At 41.4% G+C, this 20,452-nt stretch carries 21 protein-coding genes; 10 read left to right on the top strand and 11 right to left on the bottom strand.

Annotated elements, in window-relative coordinates:
- Positions 1-68: 68 nt before the first annotated feature.
- The 10 genes from tnpA to PDL71_RS05200 form a co-directional block, all read right to left on the bottom strand.
- Entirely contained in the window at positions 69-539 is a 471-nt protein-coding gene (tnpA, locus tag PDL71_RS05245) for an IS200/IS605 family transposase (protein WP_407526329.1), read from the bottom strand.
- A gap of 117 nt (positions 540-656) precedes the next feature.
- Positions 657-2,612, bottom strand: a complete 1,956-nt coding sequence (gene nuoL, locus PDL71_RS05240) for an NADH-quinone oxidoreductase subunit L (RefSeq protein ID WP_407526326.1) — start codon at positions 2,610-2,612, stop codon at positions 657-659.
- A gap of 1 nt (position 2,613) precedes the next feature.
- Positions 2,614-2,928, bottom strand: coding sequence for an NADH-quinone oxidoreductase subunit NuoK (gene nuoK, locus PDL71_RS05235; protein ID WP_407526323.1), 315 nt, complete (start codon positions 2,926-2,928; stop codon positions 2,614-2,616).
- Positions 2,925-3,440, bottom strand: a complete 516-nt coding sequence (locus PDL71_RS05230) for an NADH-quinone oxidoreductase subunit J (RefSeq protein WP_407526320.1) — start codon at positions 3,438-3,440, stop codon at positions 2,925-2,927. Before PDL71_RS05230 ends, nuoK begins: the two co-directional genes overlap by 4 nt.
- 76 nt (positions 3,441-3,516) lie before the next feature.
- Positions 3,517-3,999 carry a 4Fe-4S binding protein gene (locus PDL71_RS05225; RefSeq protein WP_407526318.1) on the bottom strand — a complete coding sequence of 161 codons (483 nt, stop codon included), beginning with the start codon at positions 3,997-3,999 and terminating at the stop codon, positions 3,517-3,519.
- A 2-nt stretch (positions 4,000-4,001) separates the two neighbouring features.
- Positions 4,002-5,078, bottom strand: a complete 1,077-nt coding sequence (gene nuoH / locus PDL71_RS05220) for an NADH-quinone oxidoreductase subunit NuoH (protein ID WP_407526315.1) — start codon at positions 5,076-5,078, stop codon at positions 4,002-4,004.
- Between the two features lie 248 nt (positions 5,079-5,326).
- Complete coding sequence (locus PDL71_RS05215; protein ID WP_407526312.1) at positions 5,327-6,469, bottom strand: NADH-quinone oxidoreductase subunit D; 1,143 nt, start codon at positions 6,467-6,469, stop codon at positions 5,327-5,329.
- 189 nt (positions 6,470-6,658) lie between these two features.
- The gene (locus PDL71_RS05210; protein ID WP_407526310.1) at positions 6,659-7,108 is read right to left on the bottom strand and encodes an NADH-quinone oxidoreductase subunit C; all 450 of its coding nucleotides are present in this window, start codon (positions 7,106-7,108) and stop codon (positions 6,659-6,661) included.
- Between the two features lie 3 nt (positions 7,109-7,111).
- Entirely contained in the window at positions 7,112-7,654 is a 543-nt protein-coding gene (locus PDL71_RS05205; protein ID WP_407526307.1) for an NADH-quinone oxidoreductase subunit B, read from the bottom strand.
- A gap of 21 nt (positions 7,655-7,675) precedes the next feature.
- Entirely contained in the window at positions 7,676-8,026 is a 351-nt protein-coding gene (locus PDL71_RS05200; RefSeq protein ID WP_407526304.1) for an NADH-quinone oxidoreductase subunit A, read from the bottom strand.
- A 211-nt stretch (positions 8,027-8,237) separates the two neighbouring features.
- On the opposite strand from PDL71_RS05200, the gene PDL71_RS05195 reads away from it, so the two are divergent.
- Positions 8,238-9,542 carry a hypothetical protein gene (locus tag PDL71_RS05195; RefSeq protein ID WP_407526302.1) on the top strand — a complete coding sequence of 435 codons (1,305 nt, stop codon included), beginning with the start codon at positions 8,238-8,240 and terminating at the stop codon, positions 9,540-9,542.
- On the opposite strand, the gene PDL71_RS05190 is transcribed toward PDL71_RS05195, so the two are convergent.
- Positions 9,539-10,351 (bottom strand): hypothetical protein, encoded by an 813-nt coding sequence (locus PDL71_RS05190; RefSeq protein WP_407526299.1) that lies wholly within the window; start codon positions 10,349-10,351, stop codon positions 9,539-9,541. The genes PDL71_RS05195 and PDL71_RS05190 overlap by 4 nt on opposite strands.
- A gap of 242 nt (positions 10,352-10,593) precedes the next feature.
- On the opposite strand from PDL71_RS05190, the gene PDL71_RS05185 reads away from it, so the two are divergent.
- The 9 genes from PDL71_RS05185 (at position 10,594) to PDL71_RS05145 (ending at position 20,396) form a co-directional block, all read left to right on the top strand.
- Positions 10,594-12,390: a DNA polymerase III subunit gamma/tau gene (locus tag PDL71_RS05185; protein WP_407526297.1), complete on the top strand. Its 1,797-nt coding sequence runs from the start codon at positions 10,594-10,596 to the stop codon at positions 12,388-12,390.
- Between the two features lie 190 nt (positions 12,391-12,580).
- Positions 12,581-14,227: a 2-oxo acid dehydrogenase subunit E2 gene (locus tag PDL71_RS05180; RefSeq protein ID WP_407526296.1), complete on the top strand. Its 1,647-nt coding sequence runs from the start codon at positions 12,581-12,583 to the stop codon at positions 14,225-14,227.
- Between the two features lie 112 nt (positions 14,228-14,339).
- The gene (locus PDL71_RS05175) at positions 14,340-14,867 is read left to right on the top strand and encodes a hypothetical protein (protein WP_407526295.1); all 528 of its coding nucleotides are present in this window, start codon (positions 14,340-14,342) and stop codon (positions 14,865-14,867) included.
- Between the two features lie 10 nt (positions 14,868-14,877).
- Positions 14,878-15,396: a hypothetical protein gene (locus PDL71_RS05170; RefSeq protein WP_407526292.1), complete on the top strand. Its 519-nt coding sequence runs from the start codon at positions 14,878-14,880 to the stop codon at positions 15,394-15,396.
- Positions 15,397-16,030: 634 nt separating this feature from the next.
- Positions 16,031-16,894: a UbiA family prenyltransferase gene (locus PDL71_RS05165; RefSeq protein WP_407526290.1), complete on the top strand. Its 864-nt coding sequence runs from the start codon at positions 16,031-16,033 to the stop codon at positions 16,892-16,894.
- Positions 16,887-17,969 carry a type III polyketide synthase gene (locus tag PDL71_RS05160; RefSeq protein ID WP_407526287.1) on the top strand — a complete coding sequence of 361 codons (1,083 nt, stop codon included), beginning with the start codon at positions 16,887-16,889 and terminating at the stop codon, positions 17,967-17,969. The genes PDL71_RS05165 and PDL71_RS05160 overlap by 8 nt, the downstream gene beginning before the upstream one ends.
- Positions 17,962-18,675 carry a methyltransferase domain-containing protein gene (locus PDL71_RS05155; RefSeq protein WP_407526285.1) on the top strand — a complete coding sequence of 238 codons (714 nt, stop codon included), beginning with the start codon at positions 17,962-17,964 and terminating at the stop codon, positions 18,673-18,675. Before PDL71_RS05160 ends, PDL71_RS05155 begins: the two co-directional genes overlap by 8 nt.
- Complete coding sequence (locus tag PDL71_RS05150) at positions 18,665-19,801, top strand: NAD(P)/FAD-dependent oxidoreductase (RefSeq protein ID WP_407526282.1); 1,137 nt, start codon at positions 18,665-18,667, stop codon at positions 19,799-19,801. The genes PDL71_RS05155 and PDL71_RS05150 overlap by 11 nt, the downstream gene beginning before the upstream one ends.
- Before the next feature lie 88 nt (positions 19,802-19,889).
- Positions 19,890-20,396, top strand: coding sequence for a GbsR/MarR family transcriptional regulator (locus PDL71_RS05145; protein ID WP_407526280.1), 507 nt, complete (start codon positions 19,890-19,892; stop codon positions 20,394-20,396).
- Positions 20,397-20,452: the final 56 nt, after the last annotated feature.

Genomic DNA, 20,452 nt, shown 5'->3' with positions numbered 1-20,452 from the left:
GGCACGGGATGTTAGTAGCAGCCCGTACATGCACACAGTTAACTGAGCCCCGTAGGGGGTGATATGTTTTACAATTCTGAATCATAAAATTCAAAAAGATATTTTGGGTCATAATCAATTCCGAATTTTTCGAGAAATTCAAGATACTCCTCTCTGAATGTTTTCTTTTGATGATGTTGTGGCTGATTTAAAATATAATTCACTACATCTGGCGCCTGAGACTTTGAATAACTGAAAGCTCCATAACCTGATTGCCATGAAAAAGTTTCAGGCACTAACTTCCGTTCCTTTAAAAAGGAAGAAGAATTTGATTTAACATCTCTGGTAAGCTCGGCTATAGATATGTCTGGTTTCATACTTACAAAGAGATGAGCATGGTCAGGCATGCAATAAATGGCATACAATTTTTGTTTCTTATTTATAATAATGCCTGTCATATACTTATGCAATTCTTCTCTGAATGATTCTTTTATAAAATGTTGCCGACCCATTACAGCAAATACAATCTGTATGTAAATCTGTGAATATGTATTTGCCATATTTATTATTTTAAAATCACCTGTCAATCACATGTCGCCCCTACGGGGCTCGTTCACTCCTTATTGTTGTTTGTTTTCTACTAACATATCGCCCTTACAGGGCTTTTCCTTCTGTAACTATTTCCATAAATAGATAAATAATACTGCCAGTACTGCAATACCGCCAAAGAAATACAACACATAATGCTGTACCTTTCCGCTTTGCCATCCTTTGATGAGCGCAGAGAAACTGCCGGTTACAGATGCCAGTCCGTTCATAGTGCCATCAACTATATGCTTGTCAATCCACGCCGCAGGACGTGCTATGAAATTGAAAATGATTTTTTTTGTGATGAACAAATACAATTCATCAATATAAAATTTCCTGTATGCCGTTTTATAAACCGCTCCCATTGTATGGGCAATAGCAGCCGGTCTGTCACTTTTCTTTTTGTAGACATAGGTTGCCAAACCAATACCTAATGCGGCCACGACAACAGGTGCAATGGAAAAAAGCAAATGCAAATCTGTTTCCAGCGGCTTTCCGTCACTGCTTACATATTCACCAAAGGGAACCATTCCTGCAGCAATTGTTAATACTGCCAATAAAATCAAAGGGAGTTTCATGGCCAGTGCTCCTTCACTGTGATGTTCACCGTGAACCTCTCCTCCCGTCCTCTCCAAAGGAGAGGAAGTTTTATTCCAGAAGATGGAGAAATACAAACGGAACATATAAAAAGCGGTGAGGCCGGAAGTAAGTAATGCAATGCCATACACTATTTTATCTGCATTGAAAGATGCTAATAAGATCTCTTCTTTACTGAAGAAACCAGATAGAGGTGGCACACCTGCAATAGCCAAACAGGCAACCAGGAAAACAATATTCGTAAGTGGCATGTGTTTGCGCAAACCACCCATATCAGTCATTTCATTACTATGTATAAAATGAATCACAGCACCTGCTGCCAGGAATAACAATGATTTAAAAAAAGCATGTGTGAACAAATGAAATAGAGAGCCGGTAAAACCAAGACCTTGTTCACCACCATAACCACTCACACCAAGGGCAAACATCATGTAACCGATCTGGCTCATAGTGGAATAAGCCAGCACTCGTTTAATATCCGTTTGTGTACAGGCAATGATAGCGGCAAATAAAGCAGAAGTCAACCCAACCCATGTTACCAGTTGCAGTGATACTTCATTGACTGCAAATACAGGAAACATTCTCGCCACCAGGTAAACACCGGCTACGACCATCGTGGCAGCATGGATCAACGCAGAAACAGGTGTTGGACCTTCCATAGCATCGGGCAACCAGATGTGTAACGGAAACATGGCACTCTTACCGGCACCGCCGATAAAGATGAGTGCTAACGCCCAAGTGAGCAACGATGCCCCAATAAATGAAGTAGATGTTGCTGATAAAAATTCAGGTGATTGTGTATTGGTTAATGTTTGAATAATCGTACCAAAATCAAAACTGTTGCTTTGTACGCCAACGATCAAAATACCGATAAGGAAGAACAAATCAGCGAAACGTGTAACGATAAATGCTTTTTTACTGGCTGCAACAGCGGATGGTTTTTGAAAATAATATCCGATGAGTAAGAATGAGGAAACACCTACCAACTCCCAGAACATATACATCTGGAAAATATTGGTACTGATAACCAGTCCCAGCATGGAGAAGGTGAACAAACCAAGGAATGCATAATAGGTAGCAAACCGCTCCTCCCCTTTCATATACCAGAGACTGAAAATATGCACCATCAATGATACAAAACTGATGACCACCAGCATCATCACTGAAATAGGATCCAGCAATACACCCATGTCAATCTGCAAATGATCATTGAACACCAGCCATGTATATTGAAATGCCTTGATGGGTTGATACGCATCATTCACTTTGCCATCAACGAGAAAATAATGCCACGCCGTATATACAGATAATACTGTTGAGATCAACAACAATCCTGTTGCAATAACTCCTGCAGATGTATTGAAATACTTTTTACCAAACAAACCCAATACCACAAACGCCAGCAGCGGTAACATAGGAATGAGTAATATGTAAGATGAATAGTTCATATTAATATTTCAATTCAGTTGCATCTTCCACATCAATGGACTGATGACTTCTGTACAGATTAATAATGATAGCCAGTGCCACGGCAGCTTCAGCAGCAGCAATGGTGATGATGAATATGGTGAAGAACAAACCATCTACTTTACCCGGGAAAAAGTATTTATTGAACACCACAAAATTGATGTTCACACTATTCAGGATCAGTTCTACACTCATCAGCATGCTGATGAGATTTCTTCTCGTAAACAGTCCGTACATGCCTATAAAGAAAAGGGCTGTACTCAGAAATAATATTTGTTCTGCAGGTATCGCCATCATTGTTCTTTTGGTTTTGTTTTAAGGGCAATAACAATACAGCCTACCATCGCTGCCAGCAATAAAATACTTACTACTTCAAATGGCAATGCAAATCCATTTTCTTCTGTGCTGATCAATGCTTCACCTATCCTGCTCACTTCTGTTGAAAATCCATTTGAGACAGGTATAAACCCGTTTTGATAAATCAGTAACGCTGTGAATGCAAAACCAAATAATACAGCCAGTGCAGAAGCGATCACCCGCAGCAATGGTGGTTTTGCCATTTCTTTACCTGATTGCTGTGTTAAGAAAATGGAGAAGATGATGAGCACCACAATACCGCCAACATACACTACAATTTGTACGGCAGCTATGAATTCTACTTCCATCCAGAAATACAAACCGGCTACACCAATGAGGGAGAATAAGAGCCAGATAGCAGAACGGAAAATTTTCCGGCTGGTAACAGCGAGCAGAGCAGTTGTTAAAATAAACGCCGCTAAAATGTAAAATATGATTTGATAAGCAGTCATTCAAAAATTTCTAAATAACAAAAACCAAATTCCAAACAATCAAACACCCGATTCACTATTCACAGTTACCTGTCAACTATTCCACGCCCTCCCTGATCTTCGATCCCGGTTCGTTCAATGTTTTGATCAACTTACTCCGGTCAAAAACACTATGTTCAAAACCCTGCCCCATTTTTATCGCACTGGTGGGACAAGCTTCAATACACAGGTTACAAAGCGTACACAGTTCCAGGTGATAGATAAATGTATCCAGTGCTTTTTTCTTTTTGCCGGTCGCTTCATCCACATCAAACTTGGTGATGATCTTAATCGTTCCGTTAGGACAAGCCAGTTCGCAGGCCGTACAACCGGTGCAGGCATGTTCATTGTTTTCATCATGCAGCATGATCACTTCGCCACGGAAACGTTCCGGCAACACCAGCGTATCCTTGTTATCGGGATATTGCTGTGTGATTTTTTCTTTGCCATGATGCAATGCATAACGGCCGGTTATCTTCATCCCCGTCAGGAGTGACTTTACGCCACCAACAACATCTGATATGTAATCTTTCAAGAACATGTTTATAAATGCCAACCAAGGATGGCGATTAATGTTGCAAGCAACAGGTTAAACATTCCGATCGGTAATAAATATTTCCATTCTAAATTCAACAGCTGATCAATACGTAATCTTGGGAAGGTCCAACGGAACCACATAATCACAAAAATTAAAAAAAACGTCTTACCCATGAACCATACACTTGACGGAATAATATCCATGATGCGGTTAAACTCTGTATCCGTTCCAAAATGTAACGGCATCCATCCGCCCAGGAACAAAGTAGCACCCAATGCACATACCACAAATATGTTTACATACTCTGCCAGGAAGAACAATGCGAATTTCATTCCGCTGTACTCTGTATGAAAACCTGCAGTTAATTCACTTTCTGCTTCAGCCAGGTCAAACGGAGCACGGTTGGTTTCAGCCGTTACGGCAATCATAAAGATTACAAATGCAATGATGGCGGGAATATGACCTTTAAACAACCACCATCCGTTTTCCTGCGACATGACAATGTCACTCACTTTCAAACTTCCTGTTAAGATCACAATTACCAAAATGGCAAAGCCTGCACTTAACTCATAGCTTACAATCTGTGCACCGCTGCGCATGGCTCCCAGCAAAGAGTATTTGTTATTGCTGGCCCAACCTGCCATTAAAATACCAATCACAGATACTGATGAAACAGCTGTAATGAACAGTACACCAATATTTACATCCCAAATCTGTAAGCCTTTAGCAAACATGAGCGGAGCCATCACTACCATTGCAATGATCATCACAATAAATGGCGCCAGGTTGAACATCAGTTTATCAACCCCCAACGGTGTCATCCCTTCTTTTACGATCAGCTTCAATGTATCTGCTACTGTTTGAAACATTCCCCATGGCCCAACACGGTTAGGACCTAAACGCAACTGCATCCAGCTGCTTACTTTTCGTTCCATCATGATCAACACCAGGCCCAGTAATGCAAACAAACCAATAATGCACACACCCACAATTGTAAACTCCAGCAGCATCGCTATCGTTGCATTGAATGTACTGTAGAGCCATTCGTGAATTGAGTTTGCTATGGATTCTAATGAAAACAATTTTTTATTTTTTTATGTTACCGGCCTTTGTACTACGATTTATCTTTTGTTGCGTCGCACTCTTGTGCGCTTTTAAGTCTATTCCTCAACCCACCCCTTGCAATCATCTTCACATTCAAAGTCTCCGCCACCCCTCCCGGGAGGGGATAAACAACTTTTTTAAATATCACTCACTCTCATTTAATAAGTACCTCCAAAAAGCTGGCCTGCGCCATGCAGTTCCCCCTTCAGGGGGCGGAGGGGGCCACTCATCTATCAATATCCGGTATCACTAAATCCAACGTACCCATCATCGCTACCAAATCACCAATCTTTCCACCACGTGCCATATGATCTAATGCGCTCAGATTACTGAAACCAGGTGAACGGAATTTAATGCGATACGGAGTTGTTCCGCCTTCACTCACAATATAAACCCCCAACTCCCCACGTGCTGTTTCCACTCTTGAATAAAATTCTCCCTTTGGTAATTTCAATACTGCTTTTGTTTTTGCCTGGAAATCTCCTTCCGGAATATTATCAATTAACTGTTCAATGATATGCATGCTTTGACGCAACTCTTTCAACCGCACCACATACCGGGCAAATGAATCACCGGCCGTTTCAATGATTTCTTCAAATTGGAGTTGCTGGTAAATTTCATAGGGATAGATTTTCCGGATGTCACAACTTACACCACTCCCCCTTGCCGCCGGGCCGGTAACACCAAAAGAAATGGCATCTTCTTTTGAAAGCACACCTACACCTTTCGTCCTGTTCTGAAAGATGATATTTCCTGTTACCAGTTCATCATATTCATCAATCTTTGATTTGAAATGACGGATGAATTCATTTACGCTCCGTTGAAAATTGGGATGCAGATCCGTCATCACACCACCGGGCACCATATAATTCATAGTTAAACGGGTACCGCAGGTTTCTTCCATGATATCATTAATCATTTCACGTTCACGAAATGAAAGAAAGAAAGGAGTTAATGCGCCCACATCCATTGCCATAGCACCCCACCACAACACATGACTGGCAATGCGTGTGAGTTCATCCATCAGTACACGGATCACCTGTGCTCTCGGGGGCACTTCAATTTGTAATCCCTGCTCCACACACAAACAACAGCCATGATTATTGATGTGGGAAGAAAGATAATCCATGCGGCTGGTGGAATAAATAAATTGCCGGTAGCTCAAACTCTCACACATCTTTTCAATAGAACGATGGATATAACCCAAATGCGGCTCCACTTTTTTTATGGTCTCACCATTGAGCGTGATCACCAAATGCAATACCCCATGTGTAGCAGGATGCTGCGGCCCTACATTGATGACCATGTCATCAAACACATTGGGCTCTGTTTGTACAGACTCTTTTACTATTTCAACTTGGTGATACATAAACCTCATCCTCGTTCCTTCTCCCAAGGAGAAGGAGGCCGAGCTACATTTATTTTATTTTGCTTTTGTAATTTGGCATTTCAGCATTTGTTGTTCTTATTATCAAATATCAACTACTCTTTATTTTATCTTACTCTCCGTAAAGCGTGGGCTGTGCCATGCAGTTCCCCCTTGGGGGGCGGAGGGGCTTTACAACTTTATCATATTCACCGCATCTTCAAAATCTTTCCGCAGCGGATTCTTTCCTTCCCATCCATCAGGCAAAATCAATAACCGCAGATCAGGATGATTCAGGAAATTCACACCAAATAATTCATACACTTCACGCTCATGAAACTCAGCAGTGCGCCAGATGTGAGATACTGTTTCTATTTCGGGTTTGCTTCTGTCTAATTGCACTTTCACTACCAATGGAGTTCTTTCAATGGTTGACTCCATATGATACACCATAGTGAGATGTGTTTTGAAATCAACACAGGTAAGACAAAACAGATAATCGAAACCTGCAGCACGTAATGACTGTGCAGTACTCAACCAATCTGCAACGGCAATATTCATGGTGAGCCATTGGCCCGTTTCATCAAAAGTTGCGGCTGAGAATTGTTCCTGCAGTTTTAGTTTTTGTTCTTCCTTCGTCATTGTTTACGCTACTTTCATTTCATTCCTTATCTGTTCCCTGGTCATGCCACTTTTAATTTTTTGCTGCAAGGTGATCATGGCATGCAGCAATGCCTCCGGCCGTGGCGGACAACCGGCTACATACACATCCACCGGTATCACATGATCGGCACCTTTTACTACGGAGTATGTATTATAAAAGAACGGGCCGCCGCTTGTGGCACAGGCGCCCATAGCAATTACATATTTGGGATCAGCCATTTGGTCGTACAATCGTTTGAGCACCGGCGCCATTTTATTGACAATAGTTCCGGCGATAATGATTACATCACTCTGGCGTGGTGTGGCACGTGCCACTTCAAAACCAAAACGGCTCCAGTCATATTTGGCAGAAGCGGTGCTCATCATTTCAATGGCACAGCAACTCGTACCAAATACTAATGGCCATAAGGAGTTGCTGCGTGCCCAATTGATCACATCATCCAGCACGCCTGTAGCAACACCGCCTGTAGGGGATTCTATCACCTGTCCCGGAAATGATGCCTGTATGTTTTTCAGTTCTGTCATATTCAACTGCTACTACAATGTTTACTGCCATTTTAATGCTCCTTTTTTATGAGCATATAAAAAACCAAGAAATAAGATGAATAAAAATATAATTGCCTGCACAAGGGCAAACATGCCGGCCTTTTTTACCACAACAGCCCATGGAAACAAAAAAATCAGCTCTACATCAAAAATTAAAAAGATGAGTGCAAACAAATAATAACCGGTGTTAAACTGAATCCAGCTGGGGCCTTTGGTAGGAACACCGCATTCGTAAGCTTCTCCCTTTTGTTTATTCGTCGTTGCCTTTAATACTACCTTGGAAAGAAGTATGGCAATTCCCGAAAAAGCAACGGCTGCAATGGCTAAAGCAATAATAGAACCTGCACCCATGAAAAAAAATTTAGGTCAAATGTATTGGCCTAATATACAACGAAAGATGATAGAAAAAACAAAACAAGATGATGATGGTTAGGATTTTTTCAACATCTTTTTAAATACACATCATCATCGTTCCTGTTAACGTACAGGTAACAGGTGAAGAATTCAACAGGAACTAACTGCAATCAAAAACTTTTGTACATTAAACATTCAAACATTGCTTATGCGTATTCTTAAGCCATTCAGGATTCCGCTTTTGTTCTTATTATTCTCCTGCAGCGAAACAACAAAACAACCGACTGTTGCAGGTTTTGAATTGATTCCTTCAGATACCTTTTATTTTAAATCCTTTGTGGATTGCAATATGGCGGAAGCATGGATTGGTGATACACTGCGCATCTTTCCCGGTAAATATGGTGAAGATCCTGTGTGGGGCGAAGCACATGAATTAAAATATGCTGATGGTAAACATGCAGATGAAGTATTTCAACGCCGTTACGAAGAATTTACAGAACCGCAAATGCCGCCCAATGCCCCCATCGGTCAACCGGGGTTGCATGGAGCTGTTTGGTTTGAAACAGTGTATCAGTCATCGGAGGATAAAAGCGGCAAAACACTTTATGCATTATATCATAATGAAAACTATCCGAATACCCTGCCTTATGATAAAGCGACCGGTGAAGGATATATTGATTACCGCTGGCCACAAGGTTTAACCGGTCCGCAATCACCGGCAGCCGTTTGCCGTATCGGCATTATGAAATCAACCGATGGCGGCCATAGCTGGCAAAACAAAGGCATCGTGCTGGAAGATCTGCAACCAAGAATGATCCTGAAACCATTTAACACTTCCAATACTTTTGCCGGCGGCGTTGGCGATCCTTCTGCCATTGCAAGTGGCGACTACCTATACATATTCTATGGTGAATACGGATATCCCGGCGTGTATGATTCTACCAAATACGATCGTAAAACAGAATGGAGCGGACAGTGCATCAGCATTGCACGTATTGCGTTGAAAGATCTTGACAATCCATCGGGCAAAGTAAAACGCTGGGATGGAACCGCTTTTAATGCTCCCTATAATAGTATCGGCAAACCGGTAGCATCGCTTCAGATTCCGATGGAACAAGGAGGCGGGCCTGCTTCTTCGCCGGAAGGTGGTTTTCACTGGGGTCCATCCGTAAGCTGGAATACGTATCTCAATCAATGGGTAATGCTCATGGGAGAAGTAACCGGACAATCATGGAAAGGAAGCAGAATTTTTATATCCTTCAACCCTAATAAAGATTTAGGAGCAGGTGACAATTCTCAGCAATGGACCAAACCGCAACTATTGCTGGATAAAAAAGGATACACAGTTTGGTATCCATCGCTGCAGCCCACCCAATCAGAAGACGACATTAAGAATAAATACACCTGTTTGCGATTAGGACAGACAGCACGTTTATTTTATAAAGCCATGAATACAGATACCAGTTTTTATGTGAGCGAGTATATGATCCGGTTTTCAAAGAAACAGAATTAAACAGGTGTATTCTCCTGTTTGGCAGCCTTCTTTTTATCAAAATATTTTTTTCCGAGGTACCCAATCACAGGCACGAGTATAACTGTAAGGAAATATTTCGGATCGTCCAGTAAGGCTGCCCATAATTTGCGTATCATATTTTGCTCCAGCTTTATACGAATAGGAATTTTTCTGTTTTCCAGTTCTTCACTTGAATCGGGTAAGTAAGCAGTAATTTTTAAAATTAATGTGGTAGAAGGTTTATCTGTTTTTGTAAGAATGCTCCAATCCCATTTATTACCCCGTATGGTATCAATACGTTGTTTATTGGAGGCATGTCCCACCGGTTTGATATCATAATCACCGGCCGGATCTTCCAATGATATTTCAACATGCTCATAAACCAGTGGTATGTGAAGTGAATTGATAATACTGCTGTCATCGTCCGTACTATTTACAGTTTCCCTACGTTCAATCTGGCGGAGCGTATCTCTCACTCTTGCCTCGGGTTTATTGATAGAGAGAAAGGCCATGATGTGTTTTACTTCATTCCGCTTAATAGTGTTGAAATAGGAATAAGCAATATTGGCTGATTTCCTGGCGCTGGGTGTAACATTGTGAATTGGTACAATTGTGCTTGGCGGTCTATTAACCGGATGTGGGGAAGTAGCTGTATCAACAGGAATAAAGGTGGCTGTATCTACCGCTGCTGGAGCGGTGGTATCGGCTGCTGCTGCGGTGGTGTCCGTAGGATCAACTGTACTTATTTCACTCGCATTATTACAGGCAATCATCAAAACAAGAAAAGTAAATACCCCGATCTTTTTCATAAACTGTTGTTTGCAGAAAGCTAATACTAATATCCCGGCTTTGCAAGCAGGATGAAGGGCTGCCCCGCCTTGCGGGATTTTCAACAGGAGTGAAGCGGCACCGGAGTGAACCCACCGACGCTGAAAGCTAAGGTGGTGAAACGGAGGTACAGCGGAAAGCCCGGCAACGGATGATTTATGCACAACAGGTAACAGCCCCCGACTTTACTCATTTCTTTTTCTATAAATTGCACCCCTGCACCATGGATAAATTCATAGTTAGCGCACGGAAGTACAGACCCCAGACTTTTGATACAGTGGTGGGGCAAAGTCATATTACCACTACTTTAAAGAACGCCATCAGCCATAACCAGTTGGCGCATGCGTTTTTGTTTTGCGGTCCACGTGGCGTGGGTAAAACAACCTGTGCCCGTATCCTGGCCAAAACCATTAACTGTGAAAATCTTCAACCAAACGGTGAAGCATGTGATAACTGTGTGAGCTGTAAAACATTTAATGAAGGAACCAGTCTCAACATTCATGAACTGGATGCGGCCAGCAATAACTCGGTAGAAGACATCCGCACGTTGATTGAGCAGGTACGCTTTGCACCGCAAATGGGCAAATACAAAGTGTATATCATTGACGAGGTACACATGCTCAGCTCCAGTGCCTTCAACGCCTTTTTGAAAACACTGGAAGAACCGCCCTCCTATGCCATTTTTATTTTGGCTACTACGGAGAAACATAAAATTCTTCCAACCATCTTAAGTCGCTGCCAGATCTTCGACTTTAAACGGATTACCATTAATGATACGGTTGAACATTTACAGGAAATTGCCACCAAAGAAGAAATTAAAGCCGAAGGTCCAGCCCTGCATGTGATTGCACAGAAAAGTGAAGGTTGCATGCGTGATGCATTAAGCATTCTTGATAAGATTGTAAGTTTTACCAATGGAGAACTGACTTATCAAAATACACTGGAGCACCTCAACATATTAGATGCGGATTATTTCTTCCGGTTCCTGGAAGCGATGCAACAGCAAAAGCTTTCGGACGCTATGTTGTTGTATGATGACATCAACCGCAAAGGTTTTGAAGGGGATATGGTGCTGAATGCTTTTTCTGAATTCTTAAGAAACCTGCTCGTTTGTAAAGATGAAAAAGTAGCCAACCTCTTAGAAGTAGTTGAAAGTTTTAAAGACAAATACATTGCCACGGCCAAAGCCACTTCTGCTTCATGGATCATTTCTGCATTAAATGTGCTGAACGAGGCGGAGATCAATTACAAACAGGCCCGTAATAAACGCCTGCATGTTGAATTAGCCTTGATCAAATTAACCTACCTGCAGCAGGCCCTTGATATTGCTGCACCTGATAAAAAAAAAGTAGCTGAGAAAGCAGTTCAGTTCCGGGCGATAAAGCCTATTGCGGTCCACAGTCTACAGTCCACGGACGACGGAAAGAAGCCGGCAGCCGATAGCCCAAAGACTGTAGTAAATACATCGTCAGCTAAACTGATAATTGAGGAGCCGAAGCCTGTTTACCAGCCCGGCACCAAACCGGCAACAGCAACAACTACAACTTCGGGTACAGTAACCACATCGCCCAAAATTGCATCGCTGGCCAAAATCCGACAGCAGGTGGCGGAGCAAAACAATGCCAATGCCCACAAAGCCCGGCCGTTAACTGAAGAGGAATTGCAGGTAGCCTGGAAAGAATTCATTCTCAAACTCAAAACTGCCAACAAACATTCCGTGGTTTCTACCCTTGAAATGATGGAATGCAAAATGCGGACCCCGGAGCTGTTTGAAATCACCTGTTTCGGCAATGTGCAGCTGGGTTTTCTAAAGCAGGAAAAAACCTCGCTGCTGGAGCATGTGCAGCATTTCTTCCACAATCCTGCCATTAATATACATGTAGAACTGGTGGAAACACAGGAAGAAGAAAACCCGGCCGACCGCCCTCTCTCCACCAAGGAACAGTTTGTGAAAATGGTGGAAAAATACCCACTTGTAAAGGAGCTGAAGGACCGGTTAGGGATGGAGCTGGATTATTGAATTGTTGGCCGTTATTCGATGGCCGTTGGCCAATATATTTGGAGTTCTCGTTTGATTTCTTTTCTAGTAAAATCTTGTTGTAAAGACCGAAATAGAAACTATCGGCCAGCGACTAACGGCTATCCGCTTGCATTTCCCCAATTTGCCTTAATTTCACGCCCTCAATTACGACGAAAAAAACTCAACTTATATGGCTGAAGTAATCAGAATGCCGCTGCTGAGCGATACGATGACCGAAGGAAAGATTGTGAAGTGGAACAAGCAGGTGGGCGATAAAGTAAAAAGCGATGATGTGCTGGCGGATGTGGAAACCGATAAAGCTACCATGGAAGTGGTGGGTTATGCGGATGGTACCTTATTATATATTGGTGTGCCAGAAGGTAAGGCCGCACAAATCAATGAAATCATCGCCATTGTAGGTAAAGAAGGGGAAGATTATAAAAGTTTATTGGATGGTGCCCCTGCCGCTAGCCAGGCTCCTGCCCCACAAGCTGCAACAGCCCCAACAACAAATACTGAACAACAAACTGGTGGTGGCGTTGATGCCGATGCCTTAGCCTCTCAATTAGGCGTTACTGTCATCCGCATGCCTTTGTTAAGCGATACCATGACAGAAGGAAAAATTGTGGCATGGAATAAAAAAACAGGTGATACTGTAAAGGCAGATGAAAGTCTGGCTGATGTAGAAACTGATAAAGCAACGATGGAAGTAGTGCCTTATGTGGATGGCACTTTATTATACACCGGTATTGAAGCAGGCAATGCTGCCAAAGTAAATGAAGTGATTGCCATTATTGGTAAAGCCGGAACCGATGTGAGCGGATTGTTGATTGCGTTGAAAAATCCTGCTGCAAGTTCTACGCCGCAAGCTGCAAGTGGTGCAAATGCTGCACCTACATCCACTGCTGCATCCGCTGCACCAACTGTTACAACAACATCTTCTGAAAACGGAAGAATAAAGGCTTCACCATTAGCAAAGAAAATAGCTGCTGAAAAAGGAATTGATCTTCATGCAGTGCAGGGAAGTGGTGATGGTGGCAGAATTATAAAAGCAGATGTTGACAACTTTAAACCTGCAGCCGCTGCAAGTGCACCTGCTGCAAAAGCTGCTGCACCTGCGGCTCCTGTAATTACATTTACACCCGGCGCAGGTGAAGGATTTGTTGACACGCCAAACAGCAGCATGCGTAAGACCATTGCCCGCCGCCTCGGCGAAAGTATGTTTACCGCTCCGCATTTTTATCTCACTATGGAGCTGAACATGGATAATGCCATGGCTGCCCGTGCACAGATGAATACTGTGAGCCCTGTAAAAATTTCCTTCCAGGATATGATGATCAAAGCATGTGCGATGGCGTTGCGTAAACATCCTGCTGTGAACTCTTCATGGATGGGTGATTTTATCCGCACCTACAATCATATTCATATCGGCAGTGCCGTAGCAGTTGACCAGGGACTGATTGTTCCTGTGTTCAAGTTTGCTGATCAGAAAAGTTTGAGCCAGATTGCCAGCGAAGCCAATGTGTTGTATGATAAAGCACGCACAGGTAAATTGCAACCGCAGGAATTCAGTGGAAATACGTTTACCATTTCTAATCTCGGTATGATGGAGATTGAAGAATTTACTGCCATCATCAATCCGCCGGATAGTTGCATTTTAGCAGTAGGCCGTATTAAAGAAATAGTAATTAAAAAAGCGGATGGAAGTTTCGGAACAACGAACGTGATGAAAGTAACCCTGAGTTGTGATCACCGTTCTGTGGATGGTGCTATTGGTGCCAGCTTCTTACAAACTTTGAAGAAGTTTATTGAGAATCCTGTGACGATGTTGGTGTGAAAATACTGATTGATTGTCAATCATTTATGCTATTTGCGCCTTTTATAAAAGTTTTTAGGGGCCAATATAACTTCTATGCTATATTTACGTTTAGAAAGGAAATCATCCTACCATGTTTGCTGTTGAACCAAATAGTCCTTTTGAGTCTAGCCTAACAAACGCAAAAGTTGTCGTTGGCCTTAATTGGTTATATGAAAGTTTAAGGACTAACTTGAGTAAAATATTTGTTTTTTTATTAGTCCTTTTAATAGCATTACCATTAGTATTATTCTTTGGATTCTGGCTTCAATTAAAAAGAAAGAAATTCCAAAAGCTTATGAAGAAGAACAAGCCTTTATTATTAAAAGACAACAAAGAGTATCTTCAATACAAGGAAAATTCCGACAAGCTAAACAATCTTATGCCCTCATTAGAAAAGGTAAGTACATATAAACTTTCGAAAGTTCCTTGGCCACTACGATACACATTGAGACAAATGCAAAGTATGACATCTACTTTAATAACTTTTCAAAATTGGCTTAGTTCTAGATTAGAACCATTAAATGAATCACAGTTACAGGGAAAGTCTAAGTTTTTCAAATACGTTCCTGAAGAATATTTATGGAAAAAAAGAAATAAGGCATATAAATATTGGATGTAACTTTTTATAGATGTTTCTATCATCCTTCCCTTACTCGAAAATAAATCACAGCACACCGAAATTTATTGGCGAAGACAAGCTAATCGAGCATGTTTATTCTTTTCGTGGCAAAACAAATAAAAGGTATGTTGTAATTATCGAAGAATACCCTTTTTTTGTTTTCATAGTAAAGTTTTGTCTTCAAGAAAGAAAATATCATAACGACAGATTCAATAAGCTGACCAACTTGAATGAGTGCAGTCGAGTTTTAACAACTATTGGTTTGATAATGAAAGAAATATATAAGCAGAATCCATTTGCATCTTTCGGATTTATTGGAACAAATCTTCCATCTGAGGATAAAGAAAACACAAAAAGATTTAGGCTTTATTCAAGAGTAGTAAGTGAATTGATATCCCCTGTCGCATTTGAACATCATATCTCACTTAAGCATAGCGCATACCTTCTTATTAATAGAGATAATCAAGAAAAGGATTTGTTAAGTAAAATTGACGCAATGTTTGAACGAATCTATCTACTAAATCTTTGACCTCACTTTCATCATAAATTTTCCGCTTCCCTCTTTTTGCCTTTATTGGTATTTAGCCCATTCTTGCACTACAGTTAGTAACAGCATATAGCTGCCGTCGTTGCGTCTTTTGACCAACGACAAAAGCACAATTGCTGACACTTTGTCAAATTAATAAATCATCCATATACAAAAATCCCTTGTTGGTGATACGTTCGACTTCGCTCAGTACACACAATAAGGGCAGTGTACGTTTTATCAGGAATTTGTACATATCTGTACAGAATCCCGGCAGTTCCCTCCTAACGTCGGGATGACAGCAATGCTCATCTTTCTGCTACACATAGGATGTACAATAAAATTCAATTGTAATTCACCACAGTAGTACAATGCTTCATCAGGGCGCAATCCGAAAACCAGGCAGTATATTGGTTTTCGGGCTCCTTTTTGTTTCTCCTGAGCGAAGCCGAAGGAGCAGAGAAGCAAAAAGAAAATAAAGAAACATCAGAATCTATAAAGTTCAGATATTCATGTGGCTGGTCGGGAGACACAACCACGGCGTGTTATTTTCTTTACCACTCAAAATATCAAAACACTTCAACAACATCGCTTCATTCAAAATAAATAGCCGAACTTGAACTATTAATCATAATCAATGCTTCAAAAAAGCACAATCCAACTTTTACGTTTTCATTTCTCCTTCTTCCTGATGCCGGTTTACTGGCTGGCATTAACGCAACTGGTACATATTCATTGGGGCAGAGCAGCCGTTGTATTCATCATACTGCATTTGCTGGTTTATCCTGCCAGCAACGGATACAACAGTTATATGGACCGGGATGAAACGCCCATCGGCGGCTTAAAAAATCCTTTGCAGCCGACCAAGCAATTATTTTATACCACAGTGGTTATGGATGTCGCAGCGGTGACAGCCTCCCTCTTCATCAGTTGGTATTTTGCATTGGGTATTTTTTTATACATCATGGCATCAAGAGCATACAGTTATCGTGGTATCCGTTTAAAGCAATATCCGTTCACCGGTTATCTCACCGTCATTCTTTTCCAGGGAGCCGTTACGTATTGGTTAGTGTATCATGGTTGCAGTGAAGCTTTGTACACCAATGCTTCGTTCAGTGGCATGATGGCTGCCAGCTTATTGATTGGCGGGTTTTATCCGCTCACACAAATCTACCAGCACAAAGCAGATGCAGCTGATGGTGTAGAAACCATCAGTTATAAATTGGGTTACAGGGGTACCTTCATTTTTTGTGCTTCTGTCTATTCTGTAGCTATGGCCTTTTTAGGTTATACGTTTTTAGCCTCGCTTTTATTTGTACAATTTTTTATGGTACTCATCTTTTTCACACCGATTCTCGTATATTTTTTGTGGTGGGCTGTAAAAGTGTGGAAGGATAACAGTGCGGCTGATTTTAAACATACCATGCGTATGAACATATTAGCCAGCACCTGTACCAATCTTGGTTTCATCATCGCTTTAATCATGAATCATCTTGAGTAAAATTATTTCCATCGGCACCGCAGTTCCTGCACATAAACATAACCAGAAAGATATTCTGCAGTTTATGCAGCAGGTGTATGCATTGGATGCTACAGAAAACCGCAAGCTGAAATTTTTATACAACCTCAGCGGTATTGATACACGCTATTCAGCAGTGCCGGATTATAGTCATAACATAAGCGAATGGAAATTTTATCCGCACAGTGAAAACCTCGAACCTTTTCCATCATTAGAGCATCGGATGCAGTGGTACAATAAGTTTGCAGCTCCGCTATCTGTTGATGCTATTCGAAATTGTGCGGAAGATAAAATTCACACCAATGAAATCACGCATCTCATAACAGTAAGCTGTACAGGCATGAGTGCACCGGGTTTGGATCTGCAGGTGATGGAGCTATTAGATTTACCAAAGCAAGTGTACAGAACATCCATCAACTTTATGGGTTGTTATGCAGCCATTCATGGTTTAAAAATGGCCGATGCAATTTGTAAAACTGATGAAAAGGCGAAAGTGATGATTGTTTGTACCGAACTCTGCACCCTGCATTTTCAAAAAGAAGCCACGCAGGATAATATTGCTTCCACATTATTGTTTGCTGATGGAAGTGCTGCGGTATTGGTTACGCATGATTCCTTTGCACAAAAAGGATTGCACTTAAAAAGTTTTTACAGTGAAGTGGTTGCCAAAGGCAAACGGGATATGGCATGGGAACTTTCATCAACCGGTTTTTTGATGACACTCAGCGGTTATATTCCTGATCTGATTGAAGAAGATTTTGAGACATTGGTGCAGCGGGCATTACAACATAGCAACACGGATAAAGAACAAATTACGCAATGGTGTATTCACCCCGGTGGCAAGCGCATTGTTGATGCCATTCAAAAAAGCCTGGCATTACCTGCCGGCTCCCTGCAGAAAAGTTATGATGTGTTACAACAATTCGGCAATATGTCATCACCCACTATTTTATTTGTATTGCAGCAATTAATGAAGGATAAAAATGAGGGTGCTGTTTTTGGCGCCGCATTTGGTCCCGGTTTAACCATGGAAACTTTTACGGCAACCTATGAGTAAGTTTTCGCATCGCTCTAATAAAAAGGAACTCTTAGACAGAGATGATATTCCGTTTGAAGACATCAAACAGAATATGAAAGAGCTGGACTTCATTAATACCTGGCTAGGCGGGCATGCCATCACCATCAATGGCATTGAATCATTGGTCAAGCTCTCTGCCTTTCAGCTTTCTGATAAGTTAACCATTTGCGAAATGGGCTGTGGCGGCGGTGATAACCTGCGTGCGATCGGAAAATGGTGTAAGGAAAGAGATATTTCTGTCATACTCATCGGCATTGATATGAATCCGAACTGTATTGCGTATGCACGTTCACGGACAGATAATTTTGACATTGATTTTATTTCAGATGATTACCGGAATGTACATTTTGAAACAAAACCGGATGTCATCTTTTCATCGCTCTTCTGCCATCATTTTACCAATGAAGAATTGCAGCAGCAATTTGCATGGATGAAACAAAACACAAAGCTTGGTTTTTTTGTAAATGACCTGCAGCGGCATCCATTGGCTTATTACTCTATCAAATGGCTTACAAAATTATTTTCAAAATCATATTTGGTAAAAAATGATGCGCCGCTGAGTGTATTAAGAGGTTTTCATAAAAATGAATTATCTCAATTACTCAGCCAATCATCCATTATCAATTATCAATTAAAATGGAAGTGGGCATTCCGCTGGTTGTTAACTTATAAACATGAGCAATGAGTCCTACCATATAGCTATCATCGGCGGCGGACTTGCCGGTCTTGCTTTATCCATTCAGGCGTCGAAAGCAGGTTATAAAACAGTGTTGTTTGAAAAAGAACAATATCCGCTTCACAGGGTTTGTGGTGAGTATATCAGTTTGGAAAGTTGGGATTTTTTAGAACGCCTTGGGTTGCCGCTTTCGCAAATGAAGTTACCTATCATTAAAACCTTACAGGTAACAGCGCCCAACGGAAAGTTATTTGAAACTAAATTACCATTGGGCGGATTTGGCATCAGTCGCTATTCGCTGGATCACGAATTAGCAAAGCTTGCAAAAGCAGCAGGTGTAACTGTTCTGGAAAATACAAAAGTGAATGATGTGCATTACAATGACAAAGACTTTACCATTCAATCTGCAATCGAAAATCTATCATCTGAAATCGTAGCGTGTTCATTTGGCAAACGCAGCAATCTCGATGTAAAATGGAACAGAAACTTTGTACAGCAAAAACCCAATAAGCTCAATAACTACATTGGTGTAAAGTATCATATCAAAACTCAGCACCCGGCTGATGTCATTGCATTGCACAATTTTGAACATGGCTATTGCGGTATTTCAAAAATTGAAGATGGAAAATTTTGTCTCTGTTATTTAACCACTGCTGAAAATTTAAAACAACATGGCAACAGTATTGAGCAGATGGAGCGTGAAGTGCTGTTTAAAAATCCCCATCTGAAACAACTATTTACCCACGCTGATTTTTTGTATGAGGCACCGGTTACCATTTCGCAAATCAGTTTTGATAAAAAGTCACAGGTGCAAAATCATGTATTGATGCTGGGCGATGCAGCCGGGATGATAACTCCGCTTTGCGGCAACGGTATGAGCATGGCTTTGCATGGAAGTAAAATGGCATTTGAACAGATCCACGCTTTTTTGCAAAACAAAATTTCAAGAGCTGAAATGGAGCAGCGTTATCAAAAAGCATGGCAAAAGCAGTTTGCCCATCGGCTGCGCACCGGCAGACTGATCCAGGGCTTCTTTGGAAAATCATGGGTAACGAATCTCTTTGTACAATCCTTTCAATCCTTTCCATTCCTGGCAGCACCCCTGATTAAACAAACACACGGAAAGCCATTTTAAATTTGACCCCGCTTAAATTTATTTTCAAAAAATTTTGAAAATTCGGAAACATGCACTAATTTAGGCTCGTTAAAATCAAACTACGTTCGTGAAGTTATCAGAAGCCAAACAACAATTCATCAGCACCTGGGGCGCTATGGGCACCCATTGGGGCATTAACCGTACCATGGCACAGGTGCATGCATTGCTCATGATTGCACCCGATCCGTTAACACAGGATGATATTATGCAGCAACTGAATATCAGTCGGGGTAATGTAAACATGAACATCCGTGACCTGATTGATTGGGGCCTGGTAGACCGTGTACTCATACCCGGCGAACGCAAAGAATATTTTACAGCCGAAAAGGATATTTATAAAGTAGCAACACAAATCATCAAGGAGCGTAAGAAACGGGAGCTGGACCCCATGATGAAACTGATGGACCAGTTGAGTAAAGTGGAAGGTGATAAACGGGATAAAGAAGTAAAAGTGTTCCTGGAAACAGTAAGCGGTATTAAAAAGTTTGGCGCCCATGCCAATGATATGCTGGACGTTCTGGTGAAGAGTGATGAGAATTGGTTTTTAAGTACAGCGTTGAAGCTCTTTAAATAATTGAACAATGAAATTTTTCAAGCCGAAACCAATTCGGCTTTTTTAAAGCATGATAT

Origin of the sequence: Lacibacter sp. MH-610 (assembly GCF_045780045.1) — a bacterium.
GTDB lineage: Bacteria > Bacteroidota > Bacteroidia > Chitinophagales > Chitinophagaceae > Lacibacter.
This window is presented reverse-complemented; position numbering and strand designations above follow the sequence as displayed.